This window comes from Novosphingobium sp. FG137, from assembly GCF_057809735.1.
Genome location: NZ_JBMDKN010000003.1, coordinates 507,917 through 526,753, shown reverse-complemented (window position 1 = coordinate 526,753; position 18,837 = coordinate 507,917). Strand labels below are relative to the sequence as shown.

The following is an 18,837-nucleotide window of genomic DNA, read 5'->3' as shown; positions in this document are numbered from 1 at the left end:
AGACGAACCATGCCCACCACCCAGCGCCGTCTGGCACCGCTCCTCCTTGCTGCGAGCGCGCTCACCGCAGCGCCGCTTTGCGCCGAAGTGCCTGACAACGGCGGCCCCTACAACGTCCGCATCCTTGAAGGCGGCATCGGGATCGAGCGCGAACTCCCCGCTACCAGCCCCGTCCTCGCAGCGGGCGCCCCCTTCACGCTGTCCGCATGGGTTCAGCCCAGCCGCCTCCAGCCCGGCGAAGTCACCCTGATCGAGCAGGGCCGCCGCGCCCTCGTCCTCGTCGATGGCCGCCCGGCCCTGCGGCTGGACCAAGCCCTGCTGGCCGCCGCCGCCGCCCTCCCCGCCGGACGTTGGAGCCAACTCACCGCCACTTATGACGGCAAGACGGCACGCTTCTTCATCGACGGCAAACTCGCAGGCCAGCAAACCGCCGCCAGCCCCGCCGCCGAACCGCGTATCGCCATTGCCCCGCCGCTGCCCGGCAAGCCGCACTTCGCCGGAGCCCTCGCCGCCGCGCAGATCGATGACGCGCTCGGCGATCCCGCCGCGCTTTTCGCCGCCCGTCCGGATTTCGCCACCATCCAGTTCCGCGATGTCGGGGTCGGCTGGCCGTTCCAGCGCAAGGCCAATATCGGCCTCACCGAGCAGCAGGACCCCTGGCTGCTCCCACATGCCAAGACGCCGCCCAGCGCCCCGCGCGCCGTGCCCATCACGCCCCTGCCCGCACTCGTTCCTACCGCCCCCGGCCAGTGGCAGGTCAATGGCTGGAAACTGATCCCCGCCCCCGATCTAGGCCCGGCTGACGGTGTCGCCCTGTCCCGCCAAGGCGTCGATACCGCCAAGTGGCTCGCCGCCCGCGTCCCCGGCACTGTTCTCGCCACCATGGTCGACCGCGGGATCTATCCTGACCCCTATTACGGCCTCAACAACCTCGCGATCCCGGAAAGCCTCGCCCGGCAGGACTATTGGTATCGCACCAGCTTCACGGTCCCTGCGGAAGCCGCTGGCAAGGCCCTCGGCTTGCGCTTCGACGGCATCAACTACGCCGCCGAAGTCTGGATCAACGGCGCGCGGCAAGGCTCAACCAAAGGCGCGTTCACCCGCGGCCGTTTTACCTTCACGCCCGCAGTAGGCGAAAACGTCGTCGCTGTGCGCGTCAGCCCGCCGCCGCACCCCGGCATTCCGCATGAACAGTCCGTCAAAGGCGGCGTCGGTGAAAACGGTGGCCAGCTCGCCATCGACGGGCCGACGTTCGTCGCCACCGAAGGCTGGGACTGGATCCCCGGCATCCGCGATCGCAACACCGGCCTCTGGCAGGACGTCACGCTGGAAGCCACCGGCCCGGTGCGCCTCGGCGATCCCCATGTCGTCACCGACCTGCCCTTGCCGCGCACCGACAGCGCAGACATCACGATCACGGTGCCTCTCACCAACACGGCCAGCCAGCCCGTCCCGCTCACCGTCACCGCAAAGTTCGGCGAGATCACTCTCACCCGCGCGCTCACCGCCGCCCCCGGCGAAACCACCGTCACCTTCTCGCCCGCCACCGATCCTGCGCTCCACATCGCCCATCCACGCCTATGGTGGCCCAACGGCTACGGCGATCCCGCGCTCTACAGTCTGACCATCAGCGCCGCCGCCAACAGCGCGCCGTCAGACACCCGAACCCTTCGCTTCGGCATCCGCGAAATCAGCTACGAACTCTCTCTGTTCGGCAGCGATGGCCGCCTGAACCGCGTCGAAGTCGATCCCACCGATGCCAAACCCGGCGAACTCCCGCTGATCGACGTGCGCCACGCCGCCATCAAGCAAACCCCGCTAGGCTGGGCGCAAAGCCTCACCACCAGCGGCGAGCACTCCCCCGCCGTCCGCCCCGTCCCGCCCTCCATCGCGCTCCCGCACCTCACCTTGCGCGTCAACGGCGTCCGCATCGCCGCGCGCGGTGGCAGCTGGGGCATGGACGATGCGATGAAGCGCTTCGGCCGCGCCGAACTCGAACCCTATTTCCGCCTTGAGCGGGAAGCCCACATGAACGTGATCCGCAACTGGATGGGCAACAACACCGAACCCGCGTTCTACGACCTTGCCGACGAGAACGGCATGATGATCCTCAACGACTTCTGGCAGTCCACGCAGGATTTCCAGATCGAGCCCGAGGACCGCCAACTTTTCCTCGCCAACGCAGCAGACACCATCGCGCGCTATCGCAATCACCCGAGCATCGTGGTCTGGTTCGGCCGCAACGAAGGCGTGCCCTACCCCGCGCTCAACGAAGGCCTCGATGCACTGGTCACGAAGCTCGATGGCACCCGCTGGTACACCGGCTCGTCCAACGTCGTGAACCTGCAGGGCTCCGGCCCCTACAATTACCGCCCGCCCGAAGGCTATTTCACCGATCTCGCCTCGGGCTTCTCGGTCGAAACCGGCACGCCCTCGCTCGCCACGCGCGAAGCGATCGAGGCCAGCGTCCCTACCGCCGACCGCTGGCCGCTCGGCGATACGATGGCCTACCACGACTGGCATTTCAGCGGGAACGGCGACACGCGCACGTTCATGGACACGCTGGCCCAGATGTTCGGCCCAGCAACCAGCCTCGCCGATTTCGAGCGCAAGGCGCAGATGATGAACCTCGAAACGCACAAGGCGATGATGGAGGGCTTCGTCGGCCACTTGTGGACGAAGAACTCCGGCCGCCTGTTCTGGATGACCCACCCCTCGTGGCCGTCAAACGCCTGGCAGCTCTACAGCTCGGATATGGACACCCACGCCGCCTACTACGGCGCCCGCGCCGGGGCCGAGCCGGTGCATGTGCAGCTCAATCTGCCGGACAACCAGCTCATGGTGATCAATACCACGCGCGGCGATCTGCCGGACCTCACCGCCAAAGTGCGCGTCACCGATCTTGCGGGCCGCACCTTGCTGCAGAAAGAGCAGACACTTGCGGCGCCCGCCAACGCCGCCACACCCGCAGGCACGGTCGATCTAGCCCCACTGATGGACAAGGGCGGCATGGTCCTCGTCGCGCTCGAACTGATCGATGCGAAGGGCGCCGTCCTCAGCCGCAACCTCTACTGGCGCGGCCGCGATCCATCTGCCTACCGCGAACTCGGCTCAATGCCCGCTGCCGCCATCAGCATGAAAGCGCAATCGGGCCAGCTGCAAGGCGCCGACCGACCGTTGACACTCACCCTCGCCAACACCGGCAAGACCCCCGCGCTCGCGATCAAGCTCACCGTCCTCGACAAGGCCGGTGCGCGCGTCCTGCCCGCCTATTTCGAGGACAACTACGTTTCGCTGATACCAGGCGAAGCACGCATGATCACGGTGCGGGTGCCAGCCAGCGCCAAGCCTGCCAGCATTGCGATCCGAGGCTGGAACACGCCCGATGGCAAGGTGAAAATCGCGCCGTGAGGGACAACCTCCCCACCCTCGTCATTCCCGCGAAGGCGGGAATCCAGAGCGGCATACCATAGCGCCAACCGCCCTGGATTCCCGCCTTCGCGGGAATGACGAACGGAGGGAGCGGCACACCCGGACTTGCGCCGGGGTCCCGCTAACCGTCCCCTCAAGCCTTCGCCTGATCCCTGATCGGCAGACTGCGCACCCGCTTGCCCGTCAGCGCAAACAGCGCGTTCGCCAGCGCAGGCGTCGCAGGCGGCAGGCCCGGCTCGCCGATCCCGCCCATTTCCGCGCCGCTGTTGATGAAGTGGACGTCGACCGTCGGCGCATTGGCCAGCTTCAGCACTTCATAGTCGCTGAAGTTGCTTTGTTGCACCGCGCCCTTGTCCACCGTGATCGCCTCGCCGATGCCGGACGAAAGCCCCATCACCAGCCCGCCGAGGATCTGCCCTTCGGCGGCGGTCGGGTTCACCACTGTGCCGCAATCGACCACGGCCCACGCCTTGTGCACCTTGGGCGTACCGTCCTCGGCGAGCGAAGCCTCGATCACCTGCCCGACGATCGTGTTGAAGCATTCGACCACCGCAACCCCGCGCGCGCGGCCCGGCTCGAGCGGTGAGCCCCAGCCGCTGCGCTTCGCCACTTCTTCCAGCACGGTCCGATGCCGCCCGGGCTTCAAGTGCTTGAGGCGGAATTCCACCGGATCGGCGCCCGCCAGATGCGCAAGCTCGTCCATGAAGCTCTCGGTCGTGAAACCGTGCTGCGTGGCGTTGACCGAACGCCATGCGCCGACGGTCTGGTTGGAAACCTGCTTGAAATGCCGCCGCGCCACAGCCGGCACATCATAGAAGAACGGCACTTCGCGCAGGCCGTCTTCCGGCTGCGCGAAATCGTTGCGCCACGCCGTGATCTTGCCATCGGCCCCGAGCGCTGCGGTCAACTTCGCCGAGCTTTGCGGACGGTATGCGCCCTGCGACACTTCCTCCTCGCGCGACCAGATCAGCTTGACCGGGAACGGCACCTGCATGGCAACGCGCGCCACCTGATCGACGATCTCCATGTACATCGGCAGACGGCGGCCGAAACTGCCACCGATCAGCATGGGATGGAACGTCACCTTGTCCGCGCCGAGGCCCGCCGCGGTGGCCGCTGCCGCCTTTGCGCCCAGCGGGTCCTGCATCCCGCCCCACAGATCGAGGTGCCCGTCCTTGTAATGCGCCGTCAGCGCAAAGGGCTCCATCATCGCGTGGTGGAGGAAGGGCATCTTGTAGTCGGCATCGAGCAGTTTCACGCCGTCAGCCTTGAGCGCGGCATCGACATCGCCTTCGCCTGCGGTCTTGGTCGGCTTGCCCTCGGCGCGCAGCTTGTCCTGCTCGGCGAAGATCGTGGCCGTGGTGATGAGCCCATGGCCGCCGTCGCTGAACTTGGGCGCCAGCGCGCGGGCGCCCTTCAGCGCCTGCCAGTAGCCCTTGGCAACGACCACGACGGCGCTTTCAAGGCTGATCACCTTCTCGACGCCGCCAATCGCCATGGCCGGTGCCGGATCGACCGAGAGCAGCTTGCCGCCGCGCACCGGCGCGGCGATCACCGTCGCCACCCGCATGCCGGGCTTCACCACGTCCATGCCGTATTGTGCGGTGCCGTTGACCTTGGCCGGAATGTCGAAGCGCGGGACCGACTTGCCCATGTGCTTGAAGTCTTTGGGGTCCTTCAGCGCCACCTTGGTGGAAAGACTCCGCGTCGCCGCCTCCGCCGCCAGTTCGCCATAGCGCAGCGACTTGCCGGACTTGGCGTGGAGCACCTTGCCGTCAGCCGTCGTCAGCTCGCCAGCCGGAACGCCCATGCGCCCCGCTGCCGTCTCGATCAGCGCCTGACGCGTGCCCGCGCCGAGCACGCGCAGCCCCTGCTGCCCGGTGAAGCGCAGCGCCGAAGAGCCGCCGGTGATCTGCAGGTTGAGCTGGCGCGCGACCATGCCCAGCAGCGACATCGGCATCGCGCCGATGATTCCAGGATAGCCGCTCATTTCGGAAAGGAAGCCCTTGCCCAGCACCACGTTGGCGAACGCCGATTCCGCCGGCGCGGAGACGACCGAAAGCTTGCTCCAATCAGCATCCAGTTCTTCGGCCAGCATCTGCGCAAGGCCGGTGTTCGAACCCTGCCCGATATCGGTGTGCGGCGAATAGATGGTGACGGTGTCGTCCTCGCCGATGCGCAGCCAGGTGCCGAAATTGTGTCCACCAGTGCCGTCGGTCAGCTTTGCCGCCTGCGACTTGGCCGAGCTATCGCCATACTGGACTGCGAAGATGCCGCCGCCAACCAGTGCCGCGCCGCCAATCAGGAATGTTCTGCGGATCATGCCCATGTGCTTGCTCCTCAGGCGGGGGTTGCGGGGGTGGTCGCGGGCGTGGCAACGGTGGCCGGAGCCGCGGCCGTGCCGGCCACATCGTGGATCGCCGCGCGGATGCGGGGATAGGTCCCGCAGCGGCAGATATTGGTCATCGCCGCATCGATATCGGCGTCGGTAGGCTTGGGCGTCTTGGCGAGCAGCGCCGCCGCCGCCATGATCTGGCCCGATTGGCAGTACCCGCACTGCGGCACCTGATGCGCGATCCACGCCTGCTGCAAGGCCGTCAACGTGCCCTCTGCCCCGGAGAGCCCCTCGATCGTGGTAATCGATTTCCCGGCCACATCGCTTACAGGCACGCTGCACGATCGGGTGATTTCGCCGTCAACATGCACGCTGCATGCACCGCAGGCTGCGATCCCGCACCCGAACTTGGTGCCGGTCATCCCCAGCTCCTCGCGGATGGCCCAGAGCAGCGGCGTATCCGGCTCGACCGCGAAGCTGACCGGCTTTCCGTTAACCTTTGCCTCGATAGCCACGATTTACCACTCCCCTGGAAGCAATCACTGCGTTGCGTGTCGCAATAGGTCGCTTTTAGCAACGGATTTCAGCCTGCGCCACTGGCAACACGGCCCCTCCCCAAGTATGTCGGAATTGCTCCACCCGCTGGGGGTCCTCGCTGCACCGCAGCAACGGTTGCGCTGTAACCGGCATGCCCATACTTTGAAGGCGTGCGCCGAATCATCCTCCCCCCGCTTTTCGCAACTGCGGCGCTCGCCGCCTGCTCCCCCTCAGCCCCGCCTCCGCCGCCCAAGCCTCATGTCTCGGTTGCCGTGCCGCTCAAGCGTCAGGTCGTGGACTGGGATGACTATGTAGGCCGGTTCGAGGCGGTCCAGGATGTGGAGATCCGTCCGCGTATTTCCGGCGCGGTCGATAGCGTGAACTTCCGCGAAGGCGTGGAGGTGTCCAAGGGCCAGGTGCTCTTCACCATCGATCCGCGCCCCTACCGCGCCGCCGCGCAGCAGGCCCGCGCCGATCTCGCCAAGGCGCAGGCGCTCGTCACCAATGCCCGCACCGAGCTGGCCCGCGCGCAGAAACTCGTCGATGCGCAGGCGATCAGCCGCGAGGAGTTCGAGACCAAGGAAGCCAATCTGCGCAGCGCCGTGGCCGCAGCCGGGGCGGCCCGCGCCAACCTTGAGGCGAAGTCGCTCGATCTGTCCTTCACCACGATCCGGTCACCGATCAGCGGCCGCATCTCGGACAAGCGCGTTTCGATCGGCACCTATGTTGCCGCCGGGCAGACGGTGCTGACCCGCGTCGTCACCGTCAATCCGATCCGCTTCGCGTTCGAAGGCGCGGAAACCTTCTACCTCAAATATGTCCGCCAGGCCCAATCGGGCGAGCGCGAATCCTCGCGCTATGCTCCCAATCCGGTCGACATCAAGCTGGCGGATGAAACGAACTATCGCTGGCACGGGTTGATGAAGTTCGTCGACAACGCGATCGACCGCAATTCGGGCACGATCCGCGCCTTTGCCGAAGTCGACAATCCCACCGGCTTCCTCGTCCCCGGCATGTTCGGCCGCGCCCGCCTGCTGGGGTCGGGCACCTACAGCGCGCTGCTGGTGCCCGATGAATCCATCGTCACTGACCAGACCCGCCGCTTCGTCTATGTCGTCGGCAAGGATGGCAAGACCGTCCAGCGCAACGTCGAAACCGGTCCGCTCGTCGAAGGCCTGCGCGTGATCAAGACAGGCCTGGCGCCCAGCGAGAAAGTCATTCTCGATGGCCTCGCGCGGCTCCAGCCGGGCATGGACGTCGATGCCAAGGTCATCCCGCTGAAGCCCCGCGCGGCGGCGGATTCGCCTGCTTCCAACGCCATCAAGGCACCTGCTGCGGCCGAGGCAACGGCCAAGTAATGCGCCTGCCGCATTTCTTTATCGACCGTCCGATCTTCGCGGCGGTGCTGTCGATCCTGATCGTCATCATCGGGGGAATCGCCTATCCCTCGCTGCCTGTCGGCCAGTATCCGGAAATCGCCCCGCCCACCGTCGTCGTCTCGGCCAACTACCCCGGCGCAACCGCCGAAACCCTGGCCGAAACCATCGCCGCCCCGCTCGAGGAATCGATCAACGGCGTCGAGAACATGATCTACATGCAGTCGTCCTCCACGGGCGACGGCAATGTCTCGATCACCGTCACCTTCAAGGCTGGCACCAATGTCGATCAGGCGCAGGTGCTGGTGCAGAACCGCGTCGCCACGGCAGAGCCGCGCCTGCCCGAGGAAGTCCGCCAGATCGGCGTGACGGTGCGCAAGAACTCGCCCGACCTGCTCATGGTGATGAACCTTTATTCGCCGGACAAGTCGCTCAGCCAGCAATACGTCGCCAACTATGCAACCCTGCAGGTGGTCGACCGGCTGAGCCGCGTGCCCGGCGTCGGCGGCGTGCGCATCATCGGCGGGCGCGATTACAACATGCGCGTGTGGATCGATCCCGATGCTGCCGCCAGCCGCAATCTCACGGTTGACGAGATCATCGCCGCGATCCGCGCCCAGAACGCGCAGGTTGCCGCCGGCTCGGTCGGCCAGCCGCCGTTCAACCAGGGCGGCACCGCCTTCCAGCTCGGCATCCAGACCACCGGACGCCTCACCACAACCGAAGAGTTCGGCGATATCATCATCAAGCGCTCTGATGATGGCCGCCTTACCCGCCTGAGTGATATCGCCCGCATCGAGCTCGGCGCGCAGGATTACGGCACCAACGCCTATCGCGACAACTACCCGTCGATCGGCGTCGCCGTCACCCAGCTCCCCGGCTCCAACGCGCTCAAGACCGCCGCTGCGGTCGAGGCGGAAATGGAAGCGCTGTCGAAGGCCTTCCCGCCCGGCCTGATCTACTCCATCCCCTACCACCCGACCGAATACATCAGCGCCTCGATCGCCGCCGTGGAAGAGACACTGTTCGAGGCGATCGTGCTCGTCGCGCTGGTCGTGCTGGTGTTCCTGCAGAGCTGGCGCGCCTCGATCATCCCGATCATCGCGATCCCGGTCTCGCTGGTCGGCAGCTTCGCGGCGATGGCGGCGTTCGGCTTTTCGCTCAACAACCTCTCGCTATTCGGCCTCGTTCTCGCCATCGGCATCGTCGTCGACGACGCCATCGTCGTGGTCGAGAACATCGAGCGCCTGATGGAAGAGGGCCTCGCCCCCCGCGCCGCCGCGCACAAGACGATGGACGAGGTTTCCGGCGCCCTCATCGCCATTGCGCTGGTGCTGTGCGGGGTGTTCATCCCCACCGCCTTCATCCCCGGCATCTCGGGCGCGTTCTACAAGCAGTTTGCGCTCACCATCGTCAGCGCCACCGCGATTTCCGCCTTCGTCTCGCTCACCCTTTCGCCGGCGCTCGCCGCGCTGATCCTCAAGCCCAAGAGCCACGAGGAAACCGCACCCCCGGCAGGCTGGCGCGGCCTGCCGGTGCGCTTTGCTCGCGGCTTCAACAACCGCTTCGAACGCCTGTCTGTGCGCTATGGCAAGCTGACCGCGCGGCTGGTGCGTGCGCTCGGCATGATCGGCATCGCCTATGTGCTGCTCCTTGCCATCGCCGGCTGGCGCTTCTATGCAACGCCGACCGGATTCATCCCCGCGCAGGACCAGAGCTACCTGATCGGCGTCGTCCAGCTGCCGCCGGGCGCCTCGCTCCAGCGCACCGACGAGATCGTGCAAGCGGCCGCCAAGATCGCGCGAGAAAATCCGGCGGTGAAGACCACCATCGCGTTTGCCGGCTTCGACGGCGCGACCTTCACCACCGCGCCGAACGCTGGCGCGATCTTCATCACGCTCAAGGATTTCGACCACCGCACCGCCTCGTCGGATCAGGTCGCGAACGAATTGCGCAAGGCCTACGGCGCGATCACCGCGGGTAACGTCCTCGTCGTGCCGCCCCCGCCCGTGCGCGGCATCGGCACTGGCGGCGGCTTCAAGATGATGATCGAGGACCGCTCGGGCGCAGGCTACGCCGCGCTCGAAGGTGCCGCCTTCAAGATGATGATGGCCGCCAATCAGGAACCCGGCCTCAATTCGGTCTTCACCACCTTCAACACCAAGACCCCGCGCCTCAAGGCTGACATCGACCGCGAACGCGCCGAGCAGATCGGCGTGCCGGTCGAGCGCGTGTTCTCCACGCTCGGCACTTATCTGGGCAGCACGTACGTCAACGACTTCAACTTCCTCGGCCGCACCTTCCGCGTGACGGCGGAGGCAGACGCGCCCTACCGCGACGATATCGGCGATATCCTGCGGCTCAAGACCCGCTCGGCCTCGGGCACGATGGTCCCGCTCGCTGCGGTAATGACGCTCAAGAACGACAGCGGCCCCTACCGCGTCGTGCGGTTCAACCTCTATCCCGCCGCTGAATTGCAGGGCGATACCACGCGCGGCTTCTCCTCGGGCCAGTCGCTCACCACCATGGACAAGCTAGCCAAGGCCAACCTGCCCGCCGGGTTCACCTATGAATGGACCGAACTGGCCTTCCAGCAGCAGCAGGCGGGCAACACCGGCAGCCTCGTCTTCGGCCTCGCGGTGATCTTCGTGTTCCTCCTGCTCGCCGCGCAGTATGAAAGCCTCGTGCTGCCGCTGGCGGTGATCCTGATCGTGCCGATGTGCCTGCTCGCTGCCATCGTCGGTGTCGGCATCATGGGGCGTGACAACAACATCCTCACCCAGATCGGCCTCGTCGTGCTGATCGGCCTCGCCGCCAAGAACGCGATCCTCATCGTCGAGTTCGCGCGGCAGGGCGAGGATGATGGTCTTGAGGCCCGCGCCGCCGCCGAACGCGCCGCGCACCAGCGCCTGCGCCCGATCCTGATGACCTCGATCGCCTTCATCCTCGGCACCCTGCCGCTCGTCATCGCCACCGGCCCCGGTGCGGAGATGCGCCAGGCGCTCGGTATCGCAGTGTTCTTCGGGATGATCGGGGTGACCGGCTTCGGCCTCCTCTTCACCCCGTCGTTCTACATCATCAGCCGCAATTTCGGCGAACGGGTCGGCGCCATGCTGCGCCGCAAGCCCAAGCCAGTTGACGAGCTTCCAGCCGCTCCGGAGAGCGAGGCATGAAGCGTCTCGCCGCGCTGATCCCGGCGCTGCTCCTTGCCGCCTGCGCCGTGGGGCCAGACTACAAGCGCCCCGCCGCGCTGCCGCCCGAACAAGTGCGCCTCACCGAAGCGCTCGAAAACGGCACGGTCACGCCCTCGCCGCTACCGGACCAGTGGTGGCAGTTGTTCAAGGATCCGGAGCTCGACCGGCTCGTCATGCAGGCGCTGGCAAAGAACACCGATCTGCGCGTCGCCGCCGCCAATCTCCAGCGCGCCCGCGCAGCGCTCTCCGAAGTGGGAGCCGCGCGCCTGCCCACCTCGACCACCAGCGCGCAATACAGCCATAGCCGCCAGGTCATCCCCGCCTTCGGCCGCGCGATCACCAACGATTTCTTCACGGTAGGCTTCGATGCGTCCTACGAAGCCGATCTCTTCGGCGGGGTGAGCCGTTCGATCGAAGCCGCGCGCGCCGATGCGGCTTCCGCGCAGGCTGCCGTCGATGCCGCGCGCGTGGCGGTCGCCGCTGAAACGGCGCGCGCCTATGCTTCAGCCTGCGGTTTCGGCGAACAGGCCGACGTCGCACGCGAGACCGAGGCGCTTCAGGCCCGCACGCTCGAACTCACCGAGCGCCGTCTTTCCGCCGGCAGAGGCACGCGCAGCGAAGTGGATCAGGCCACTGTCCTTGTCGAGCAGGCCCGCGCGCAGGTGCCCGTGTTCGAAGCCGAGCGCCGCTCCGCACTCTATGCCCTTGCGGTCCTCACCGGCGATCCCCCCGCCGCGATCCTGGACAGCGCGGCGGCCAAGTGCCGCACCGTGCCCGCAGCAAACGAACCGCTCCCCGTCGGCGATGGTCAGGCCCTCCTCGCGCGCCGCCCCGATGTGCGCCAGGCCGAACGCACGCTGGCCGCCGATACCGCGCGCATCGGCGTCGCCACCGCCGCGCTCTATCCCTCGATCAGCTTGCTCGGCAGCGTCTCGCTCGGCGCCACGCGCTTCAGCAATCTCGGCAATTCAGGCTCGGTCGGCTACTCGGTCGGCCCGCTGATCAGCTGGAACTTCCCGCTGAACGGCGCCGCGCGCGCCCGCGTCCGGCAGAGCGAGGCGATCGCACAAGGCTCGCTCGCCCGCTTCGATGCCGCTGTTCTCAACGCGCTCAAGGAAGCCGAACAGGCCCTCGCCCGCGCCGGCGGTGCCACCAGCCGCGAGGATGCGCTGCGCCGCGCGATGATCGCCAGCAGCGATGCCGCCCGCCTTTCGCGCACCCGCTTCGACTACGGCGCGGACAGCTTCCTGCAACTCCTCGACGCCGAACGCCAGCGCGCCCAGACCCGCGCCGCGCTCGCCCAGGCCGAAGCGGACCGCGCCGACGCCCAGATCAGCGTGTTCAAGGCCCTCGGCGGCGGCTGGCAGGCCGCAAGCACCGCCCCCTGATCCTCGTCATTCCCGCGAAGGCGGGAATCCAGAGCGGCTCAACCCAGCTCGCGCTCGAGCATCCGCCGCGCCGAACGCTGCACATGTTCCGCAATCACGCGAAACGCCGCTTCCATGCTAGTCCCCCGCCGCCAGGCCAGCGCCACCGACCGGTGCGCCTTCCAGCCTTCCACATCGACGACGCTCAGCCCCGAAAGTCCGCCCACGTCGCTCTGCAAATAGAGCCGCGGCAGCACCGTGAGGCCAAGGCCCGAGGCCGCCATCATGTGCAGGCTATCAAGGCTCGTGCCTTCGTAGTCCGGGCTCAGCGCCATGCCATGGGTCTCGGCAATCTCGCGCGTTTCGCGGTGCAGGTGATGCCGCGTATCAAGCGATAGCAGCACTTGCCCCGCCAGTGCCGAAGACTCCACCGGACCGCGCGCCAGCGGGCTGTCCACTGCCGCCACCAGATCGAGCGGCTCACGGAACAAGGGCTCGATCTCGAGATCGTCGCCACGGATCGGTAGCGGCCCCAGCATCACATCAAGCTCCCCGCGCGAGACCTGCAGCGCCTGCTCGTCGGGGATCCCCTCGCGCACATAGAGCCTGAGGCCCGGTGCCGCGCGGTGGAGGTCGGCGATGATCGGCGAGAGCAGATAGGGCCCCAGCGTCGGCGTCGTCCCCAGACGCAAGGTTCCGGTGAGGCCCGTCGCGGCGCTGCGCGCCAGTTCCTCGATCCCGCGCACTTCGCCCAGGATCCCGCGCGCCTTCGAAACGATGCTCCGCCCGATCGGCGTCAGGATCGCGCCGGTGGTGGACCGGTCAAGCAGCCGCACCCCCAGCCGCTCCTCCAGCGCCTTGACCTGCTGGCTCAGCGCCGGCTGCGACACATGGCTGATCCGCGCTGCCTCGGCGAACGAGCCTTCGTCCGCAAGCGCGACGAGATACTGCAACTGGCGGATAGTCGTCATGGCAGACCATAACCACAGGTTATAGTCTCCAGACAAGAGTTGTAATTGGCGCTGCGCTGCACAATGGCTTAGAAAGGCATCACCGTTTCGGAAAATCAGAGCTCTCAGGGAATTTCATGGCTGCACCAACGCGGGTCGAACTGCGCGATGCAATACGCTGGCTGGCCGAAATCATCGGGCCAGATGCCGGCTATCTGCGATTGGCAGCGGTATACGGCATAGCCATCGGCTTGCTGTCGCTCGCAACGCCCATTTCAGTTCAGCTGCTCATCAACAGCGTCGCCTACACCGCACTGCCCGCGCAGTTGTGGACGCTCGCTGTCCTCCTCTTCACACTCCTCTTCGTCGTCGCGATGCTTTCGGCGCTGCGCGTCTACATCATGACGCTGTTCGAGCGGCGCCTGTTTGCCCGCATCGTTGCCGAGATCACGATCCGCGCAGTCCATGCGCGCGATCCCTTCTTCGGCGATGCGCGGCGGGCAGATCTGTTCAACCGCTTCTTCGATCTCACCGTCGTGCAGAAATCGGTGCCGAGCCTGCTGATCGGCGGCTTCACCATCGTGCTGCAATCGGCGGTCGGCCTGATCGTCACCAGCTTCTATCACCCGTTCTTCCTCGCCTTCAACGTGGTGCTGCTGCTCGCGCTCCTCGTGATCTGGCTGCTGTGGTCACGCGGCTCGATGACTAGCGCGGTCGCCTTGAGCCACGCCAAGCACGATACCGCGCGCTGGCTCGAAAGCGTCGGCGGCTCCAACGGATTCTACAAGTCGAGCCGCCATGTCGGCTTCGCGATGGACCGGTCGGAGGCGATGACCGCCAACTACATCGCCAAGCACAAGGGCTACTTCCGCTACAGCTTTGCGCAGACGCTGGCGTTCTTCACGCTCTACGCCACTGCCTCGGCCGCGCTCCTTGCGCTGGGCGGCAACCTGATCCTTGCGGGCGAGCTCACCATCGGCCAGCTCGTCGGCGCCGAGCTCATTCTCTCCAGCGTGTTCTACGGGGTCGGCCAGCTCGGCTGGTACCTTGATACGTTCTACGATCTCGTCGCCAGCTGCGAGGAACTCTCGCTGCTCTATGGCATCACGCAGGAAAAGCTGCCGATCCCCAGCACCCAGGGCCCGCGCGACGGCGCGATTGCGCTGCGCGACGTCAAGCTCGGCGAAACGCACCTCAACTTCTCGCTTCACGCCGGCGAGCGCGTCGTCACCGTTCCCGAAGCCGGGGTGGAGCGCACGCTTTCGATGCTTCTCAAGCGCCATGTCGCGCCCGATCACGGCCTTGTCACTGTCGGCGGCTCGGATCTTGGCGGGCTCAACATGTACATGTTGCGCTCCGAAATCATCGTGCTTGACCGGCCAACGATCGTCGAGGTCACCATCCGCGAGTACCTCAATCTCGCGATCTCCGATGCAACCTCGGAAAGCATCCTCGATGCGCTCGATGCAGTCGGCCTCAGCGAACGCATCGCCAGCCTGCCCGATGGGCTCGACACGCCGCTTGCCAATTCGGGCTGGCCGCTCACCGTGGGCGAGGTCATGGAACTCAAGCTCGCCAACGCGCTGCTTGCCTGCCCCAAGGTGCTCGTGCTCGCGCCGGTGTTCGATGTCATGCCGCCCGCGCAGCTGTTCGGCGTGCTCGAACGGCTCAAGGCCGCCGGCACCACCGTGATGCTGTGCACATCGCGCCCCGGCTCGTTAGCGCTCGATGGCTGGCTCTGGCTCGGCAAGCAGGAACAGCTCCGCTTTGCCTCCGCCGCCGAACTGCAGGCCCATGTGAAAGAACGGGAGGCCGCACGTGCCCTATCGGCTTGAACACCTCGAACATTTCCCCACGCTCGCCGGCATGAAGGCGCCGCGCGTGGTGGTCATCACCGCGTGGATGGTCGCGCTCGCGATCACCGCCGCCGCGCTGGTCATGGCCTTCGTGCCCTGGGTGCAGACCGCCAATGGCGATGGCCTCGTCGTCGCGCTCAATCCCGATGACCGCTCGGCAGACGTCTCCGCGCTCGTCAGCGGGCGCATCACCGAATGGTACGTCAAGGACGGCGAACTGGTCGCAGCCGGGCAGCCCATCGCCCGCGTGGTCGATCTCGATCCTGATTACCTCACCCGTCTCGCCGCCGAACGCGCGCAGATCGAAGCGGAAATCGGCTCGGTCACCCAGTCGCGCGCCACCGCCATGCTCGATGTGAACCGTGCGCAAGCGCTGTTCCGCGAAGGCCTGATCGCCCGGCGCGATGTCGAACTCGCGCAGATCAAGGTTGCCGAAGGCGGCGCCAAGCTCGCGGAATCGCGCGCCAAGCTCCAGCGCATCGACGTGCAGCTTGCCCGCCAGTCCAGCCAGCTCGTGCGTGCGCCGCGCGCCGGCCGGGTGCAGACCGTCAACGCCGGCCTCAGCGGCGGCGTCGTCTCGCCCGGCTCGGTGCTCGCCACCATCGCGCCCGAAACCGCGACCCGCGCCGTCGCGCTCTACATCGATGGCCGCGATATCGCGCTGGTGCGCCCCGGCCAGCAGGTTCGCCTCGAATTCGAAGGCTGGCCGGCGATCCAGTTCAGCGGCTGGCCCTCGGTCGCGCAGGGCATCTTCGATGGCCGCGTGCGCGCCGTCGATCCCACCTCCGGCTCGGGCGGCCTGTTCCGCGTCCTCATCGATCCCGCACCCGGCAAGCGCCCCTGGCCCGACCTGCGCTTCACCAAGCTCGGCGCCAAGGTGCGCGGCTGGATCCAGATGGAGACTGTCTCTGTCGGCTACGAACTGTGGCGTCAGCTCAACGATTTCCCGCTCGAATTCAGCAAGGACATCAAGGCCTCGATCAGCGGCAAGGATGCCAAGGGCGGCGATGGAGACAGCGTCTCGAAGGACGACGATGCCACCGTGCGCAAGGCGGGCAAGCCCAAGTGACAGGGGCCCGCTAACATGCGCCTGATCCGACCTGTCCTCGCCGCGCTTGCGCTCGGCTGCGCATGGCCGCTCGCCGCGCAGCTGCCCGCCGATCCGGCACCGGCGGCGAGCCCCGCGTCCGGTCCCCTCACGCTGGGCGAAATCCTGGCGAGTTCCGCCGCGCAGGCGCCCCAGATCGTTGAGGCGATGGCCCGCGTCCGCCAGGCGGAAGGCCGCGCGCTCTCCGCCGAAGGCGCGTTCGACACCGTGTTCGATGTCGATGCGGCAAGCCGAGTGCTCGGTTACTATTCAGGCACGTATCTCGAAGGAAAGGCCACCCGCCCCCTCACCGACAACGGCGGCTCGATCTACGGCGGCTACCGCGTCAGCAGCGGCACCTTCCCGATCTACGAGGACAAGGCCTACACCGACCGCCTCGGCGAACTGAAAATCGGCGGCCTGTTCTCGCTCATGCGCGACCGCGCGATCGACGAGCGCCGCGGCCGCATTGCCATGGCCGCACGCGATATCGATGCTGCGCGCCTCGAGCGCGAGATGGTCGCGATCGGCGTCCAGGCGCGCGCCGCCGCCAATTACCAGAACTGGGTCGCCGCCGGCCTGCGCCTCAAGGCCTATCAGGCCCTCCTCGATCTCGCCGAGCAGCGCCGCGCGGGCATCGCCCGTCAGGTCCAGCTCGGCGCGCGCCCTGCCATCCTCCTCACCGAGGCGGATACCAACATCGTCCGCCGCCGCGCGCTCGTCGTCCGGTCCGAACAGGAATTCGGCGCCGCCGCCAACGCGCTCTCGTTCTTCTACCGTGACGAGAATGGCGAGCGCATCCTCCCCGGCCCCGAACGCCTGCCAGCCTCGCTCCCCGGCTTCCGCCCCACGCGCCCCGGCCAGCCGATTGACCGCCCCGATGTCCAGACAATCAGCGCCCGCCTCGCCCAGTCCGAACTCAAGCTCGCGCTCGCCGAAAACGAGCTGAAACCGCGCCTCGATCTGCGCGGCGAGCTATCCTACGATCTGGGCAGGACCGGCCCCGGCGGCAAATCGCGCGATGGCGAGGAAGCCATCGTCGGCGTGCGCCTCACCGTCCCGCTCCAGCGCCGCAGCGCCAAGGGCAAGATCGCCGAGGCCCGCGCCGAAATTGATGGCCTGCGCACCCGCCAGCAGCTCGTGCGCGAACAGATCGCGGTCGAAGTCAAGGGCATCGGTATCGCCGTCGACGGTGCCGCCAAGACCGCCCGCCTTGCAGATGATGAAGCCCGCCTCGCCGACGACCTCGCCGCCGCCGAACGCCGCCGCTTCGATCTCGGCGCGAGCGATTTCTTCCTGCTCAACATGCGTGAAGAGGCTGCAACCGACGCCCGCGTCCGCCTCCTTGATGCGCAGGCCCGCGCGGCCCTTGCTGGCATAGACCTTGCCGGCGCGACCGCAGACCGCGCCGCGCTCGGCCTGCCGGACGGGCCGCTTCCTTAAGCAGCGCTAGTACGAAAAAGCCCCTCCCGCCTGCGGGAGGGGACTGGGGTGGGCAGCCGCGCAGCGCTCGCGGATCACACAGAGCCCGCCGCCTCGCGAAACGAAACCATCCCGCGCCGGTCCTCGTCCCACAGCGCCAGCCGCAGTGTCGCGCACGCCTGCAACGCGTTGAACCGGTTCAGATCGCGCAAGGCCGGATGCTGTTTCAGCACTTCAGGCAAGCGATAGAAGGGGATCTGGCTCGATAGATGATGGACATGGTGGATCCCGATATACCCCGTAAACCAGCCAAGAATGCGTGGCAATTCAAGGTACGAACTGCCCATCAATGCAGCATCGTAGAACGACCAGTCCGCCCGCTGCTTCCAGTACGCGTCCTCGAACTGATGCTGCACATAAAACAGCCAGACCCCCAGCGATGCCGCACACAGCAGCACAGGGAAGAATACCAGGGCCGTCACACCAAACCCGAAAAAATAGAGCGGCAAGGCCAGCACCAGCGCGGTCACCGCATTGGTGGCCATGGCGCTCACCCAATAAGTCCAGCCTTCGTTCATCAGGCCGATCGGCAACCGGTGGCGCAGCAGGAACAGATAGGCTGGCCCCAGTCCCAGCAGCACCGCCGGATGACGATAGAGCCGATATGCGAACCGTCCCAGCCAGCTACGCTCCCGATACTCGCGCACCGTCAGCATATCCACATCGCCGAAGCCGCGTGCTTCGAGATTGCCGGTGCCCGCGTGGTGCAGCGCATGCGAGCGCCGCCAGCAATCATAGGGCGTAAGGGTCAACACGCCCAGCGCGCGACCGATCCAGTCGTTGCTGGTGCGGTTGCGCAAGAAGGCACCGTGCCCGCAATCATGCTGGATGATGAACAGCCGCAGCAGAAACAGCCCGGCCAGCGGAGTCGCCGCCAGTGCCAGCCAATAGCCCGCCTTCACCGCCATCGCGATCAGCGCAAACAAGGCCATGAACGGCACCAGCGTGATCGCCAGTTCCCACCCGCTGCGTATGGGGACCGGATCGCGGAAGGCCTGCAAATCGCGCGCGAGCTGCCGCGGATCAATCGGCGCAGCGGCAGTGGGCTCGATGAGGGATTCGGCGGGCTTCTGGAGTTCTAGTACGGTCACCTCGATCAGCTAACCGCCCCCGCCGAATTTGTCACCCCGCTTCAAGGTGCGGTCCACAGGCACTAAGGGCGGAAGTCCAGACCTCCCCCGCCATCGTCATCTCTCCCCGTCGCCCCGTGCTCGACACGGG

General features: G+C 66.8%; 11 protein-coding genes. 7 read left to right on the top strand and 4 right to left on the bottom strand.

Annotated elements, in window-relative coordinates; translation table 11 throughout:
- Positions 1 to 9 precede the first annotated feature (9 nt).
- Positions 10 to 3,411: a glycosyl hydrolase 2 galactose-binding domain-containing protein gene (locus ACODS2_RS11905; protein ID WP_488998994.1), complete on the top strand. Its 3,402-nt coding sequence runs from the start codon at positions 10 to 12 to the stop codon at positions 3,409 to 3,411.
- Positions 3,412 to 3,565: 154 nt separating this feature from the next.
- Here ACODS2_RS11905 and ACODS2_RS11900 read toward each other — a convergent pair whose 3' ends face one another.
- Positions 3,566 to 5,755, bottom strand: coding sequence for a xanthine dehydrogenase family protein molybdopterin-binding subunit (locus ACODS2_RS11900; protein ID WP_488998993.1), 2,190 nt, complete (start codon positions 5,753 to 5,755; stop codon positions 3,566 to 3,568).
- Positions 5,756 to 5,772: 17 nt separating this feature from the next.
- Complete coding sequence (locus tag ACODS2_RS11895) at positions 5,773 to 6,282, bottom strand: (2Fe-2S)-binding protein (RefSeq protein ID WP_488998992.1); 510 nt, start codon at positions 6,280 to 6,282, stop codon at positions 5,773 to 5,775.
- 192 nt (positions 6,283 to 6,474) lie between these two features.
- On the opposite strand from ACODS2_RS11895, the gene ACODS2_RS11890 reads away from it, so the two are divergent.
- From ACODS2_RS11890 to ACODS2_RS11880, 3 genes are read left to right on the top strand one after another with little or no spacing between them, the layout of a single operon-like run.
- A complete protein-coding gene (locus ACODS2_RS11890; protein WP_298170513.1) occupies positions 6,475 to 7,662 on the top strand; it encodes an efflux RND transporter periplasmic adaptor subunit in 1,188 nt (395 codons plus the stop codon).
- Positions 7,662 to 10,853: an efflux RND transporter permease subunit gene (locus tag ACODS2_RS11885; protein ID WP_488998991.1), complete on the top strand. Its 3,192-nt coding sequence runs from the start codon at positions 7,662 to 7,664 to the stop codon at positions 10,851 to 10,853. Before ACODS2_RS11890 ends, ACODS2_RS11885 begins: the two co-directional genes overlap by 1 nt.
- Positions 10,850 to 12,262, top strand: a complete 1,413-nt coding sequence (locus ACODS2_RS11880; RefSeq protein WP_488998990.1) for an efflux transporter outer membrane subunit — start codon at positions 10,850 to 10,852, stop codon at positions 12,260 to 12,262. Before ACODS2_RS11885 ends, ACODS2_RS11880 begins: the two co-directional genes overlap by 4 nt.
- A gap of 38 nt (positions 12,263 to 12,300) precedes the next feature.
- Here ACODS2_RS11880 and ACODS2_RS11875 read toward each other — a convergent pair whose 3' ends face one another.
- On the bottom strand, positions 12,301 to 13,212 hold the full coding sequence (locus tag ACODS2_RS11875; protein WP_488998989.1) for a LysR family transcriptional regulator: 912 nt from the start codon (positions 13,210 to 13,212) through the stop codon (positions 12,301 to 12,303).
- Positions 13,213 to 13,328: 116 nt separating this feature from the next.
- On the opposite strand from ACODS2_RS11875, the gene ACODS2_RS11870 reads away from it, so the two are divergent.
- The 3 genes from ACODS2_RS11870 to ACODS2_RS11860 are packed head-to-tail and all read left to right on the top strand — an operon-like array spanning position 13,329 to position 17,577.
- The gene (locus ACODS2_RS11870; protein ID WP_298170502.1) at positions 13,329 to 15,026 is read left to right on the top strand and encodes an ATP-binding cassette domain-containing protein; all 1,698 of its coding nucleotides are present in this window, start codon (positions 13,329 to 13,331) and stop codon (positions 15,024 to 15,026) included.
- 31 nt (positions 15,027 to 15,057) lie between these two features.
- Positions 15,058 to 16,116, top strand: a complete 1,059-nt coding sequence (locus ACODS2_RS11865) for an efflux RND transporter periplasmic adaptor subunit (protein WP_488999034.1) — start codon at positions 15,058 to 15,060, stop codon at positions 16,114 to 16,116.
- Positions 16,117 to 16,131: 15 nt separating this feature from the next.
- Complete coding sequence (locus ACODS2_RS11860) at positions 16,132 to 17,577, top strand: TolC family protein (RefSeq protein WP_488998988.1); 1,446 nt, start codon at positions 16,132 to 16,134, stop codon at positions 17,575 to 17,577.
- A 74-nt stretch (positions 17,578 to 17,651) separates the two neighbouring features.
- Here ACODS2_RS11860 and ACODS2_RS11855 read toward each other — a convergent pair whose 3' ends face one another.
- Complete coding sequence (locus ACODS2_RS11855) at positions 17,652 to 18,707, bottom strand: fatty acid desaturase (RefSeq protein ID WP_488998987.1); 1,056 nt, start codon at positions 18,705 to 18,707, stop codon at positions 17,652 to 17,654.
- Between the last annotated feature and the right edge of the window lie 130 nt (positions 18,708 to 18,837).

What these genes read in the sequence shown, in the direction of transcription:
- ACODS2_RS11905 (WP_488998994.1), top strand. Translation starts at nt 10, where the DNA reads ATGCCCACCACCCAGCGCCGTCTGGCACCGCTCCTCCTTGCTGCGAGC.
- ACODS2_RS11900 (WP_488998993.1), bottom strand. Translation starts at nt 5,755, where the DNA reads ATGATCCGCAGAACATTCCTGATTGGCGGCGCGGCACTGGTTGGCGGC.
- ACODS2_RS11885 (WP_488998991.1), top strand. Translation starts at nt 7,662, where the DNA reads ATGCGCCTGCCGCATTTCTTTATCGACCGTCCGATCTTCGCGGCGGTG.
- ACODS2_RS11880 (WP_488998990.1), top strand. Translation starts at nt 10,850, where the DNA reads ATGAAGCGTCTCGCCGCGCTGATCCCGGCGCTGCTCCTTGCCGCCTGC.
- ACODS2_RS11875 (WP_488998989.1), bottom strand. Translation starts at nt 13,212, where the DNA reads ATGACGACTATCCGCCAGTTGCAGTATCTCGTCGCGCTTGCGGACGAA.
- ACODS2_RS11870 (WP_298170502.1), top strand. Translation starts at nt 13,329, where the DNA reads ATGGCTGCACCAACGCGGGTCGAACTGCGCGATGCAATACGCTGGCTG.
- ACODS2_RS11865 (WP_488999034.1), top strand. Translation starts at nt 15,058, where the DNA reads ATGAAGGCGCCGCGCGTGGTGGTCATCACCGCGTGGATGGTCGCGCTC.
- ACODS2_RS11860 (WP_488998988.1), top strand. Translation starts at nt 16,132, where the DNA reads ATGCGCCTGATCCGACCTGTCCTCGCCGCGCTTGCGCTCGGCTGCGCA.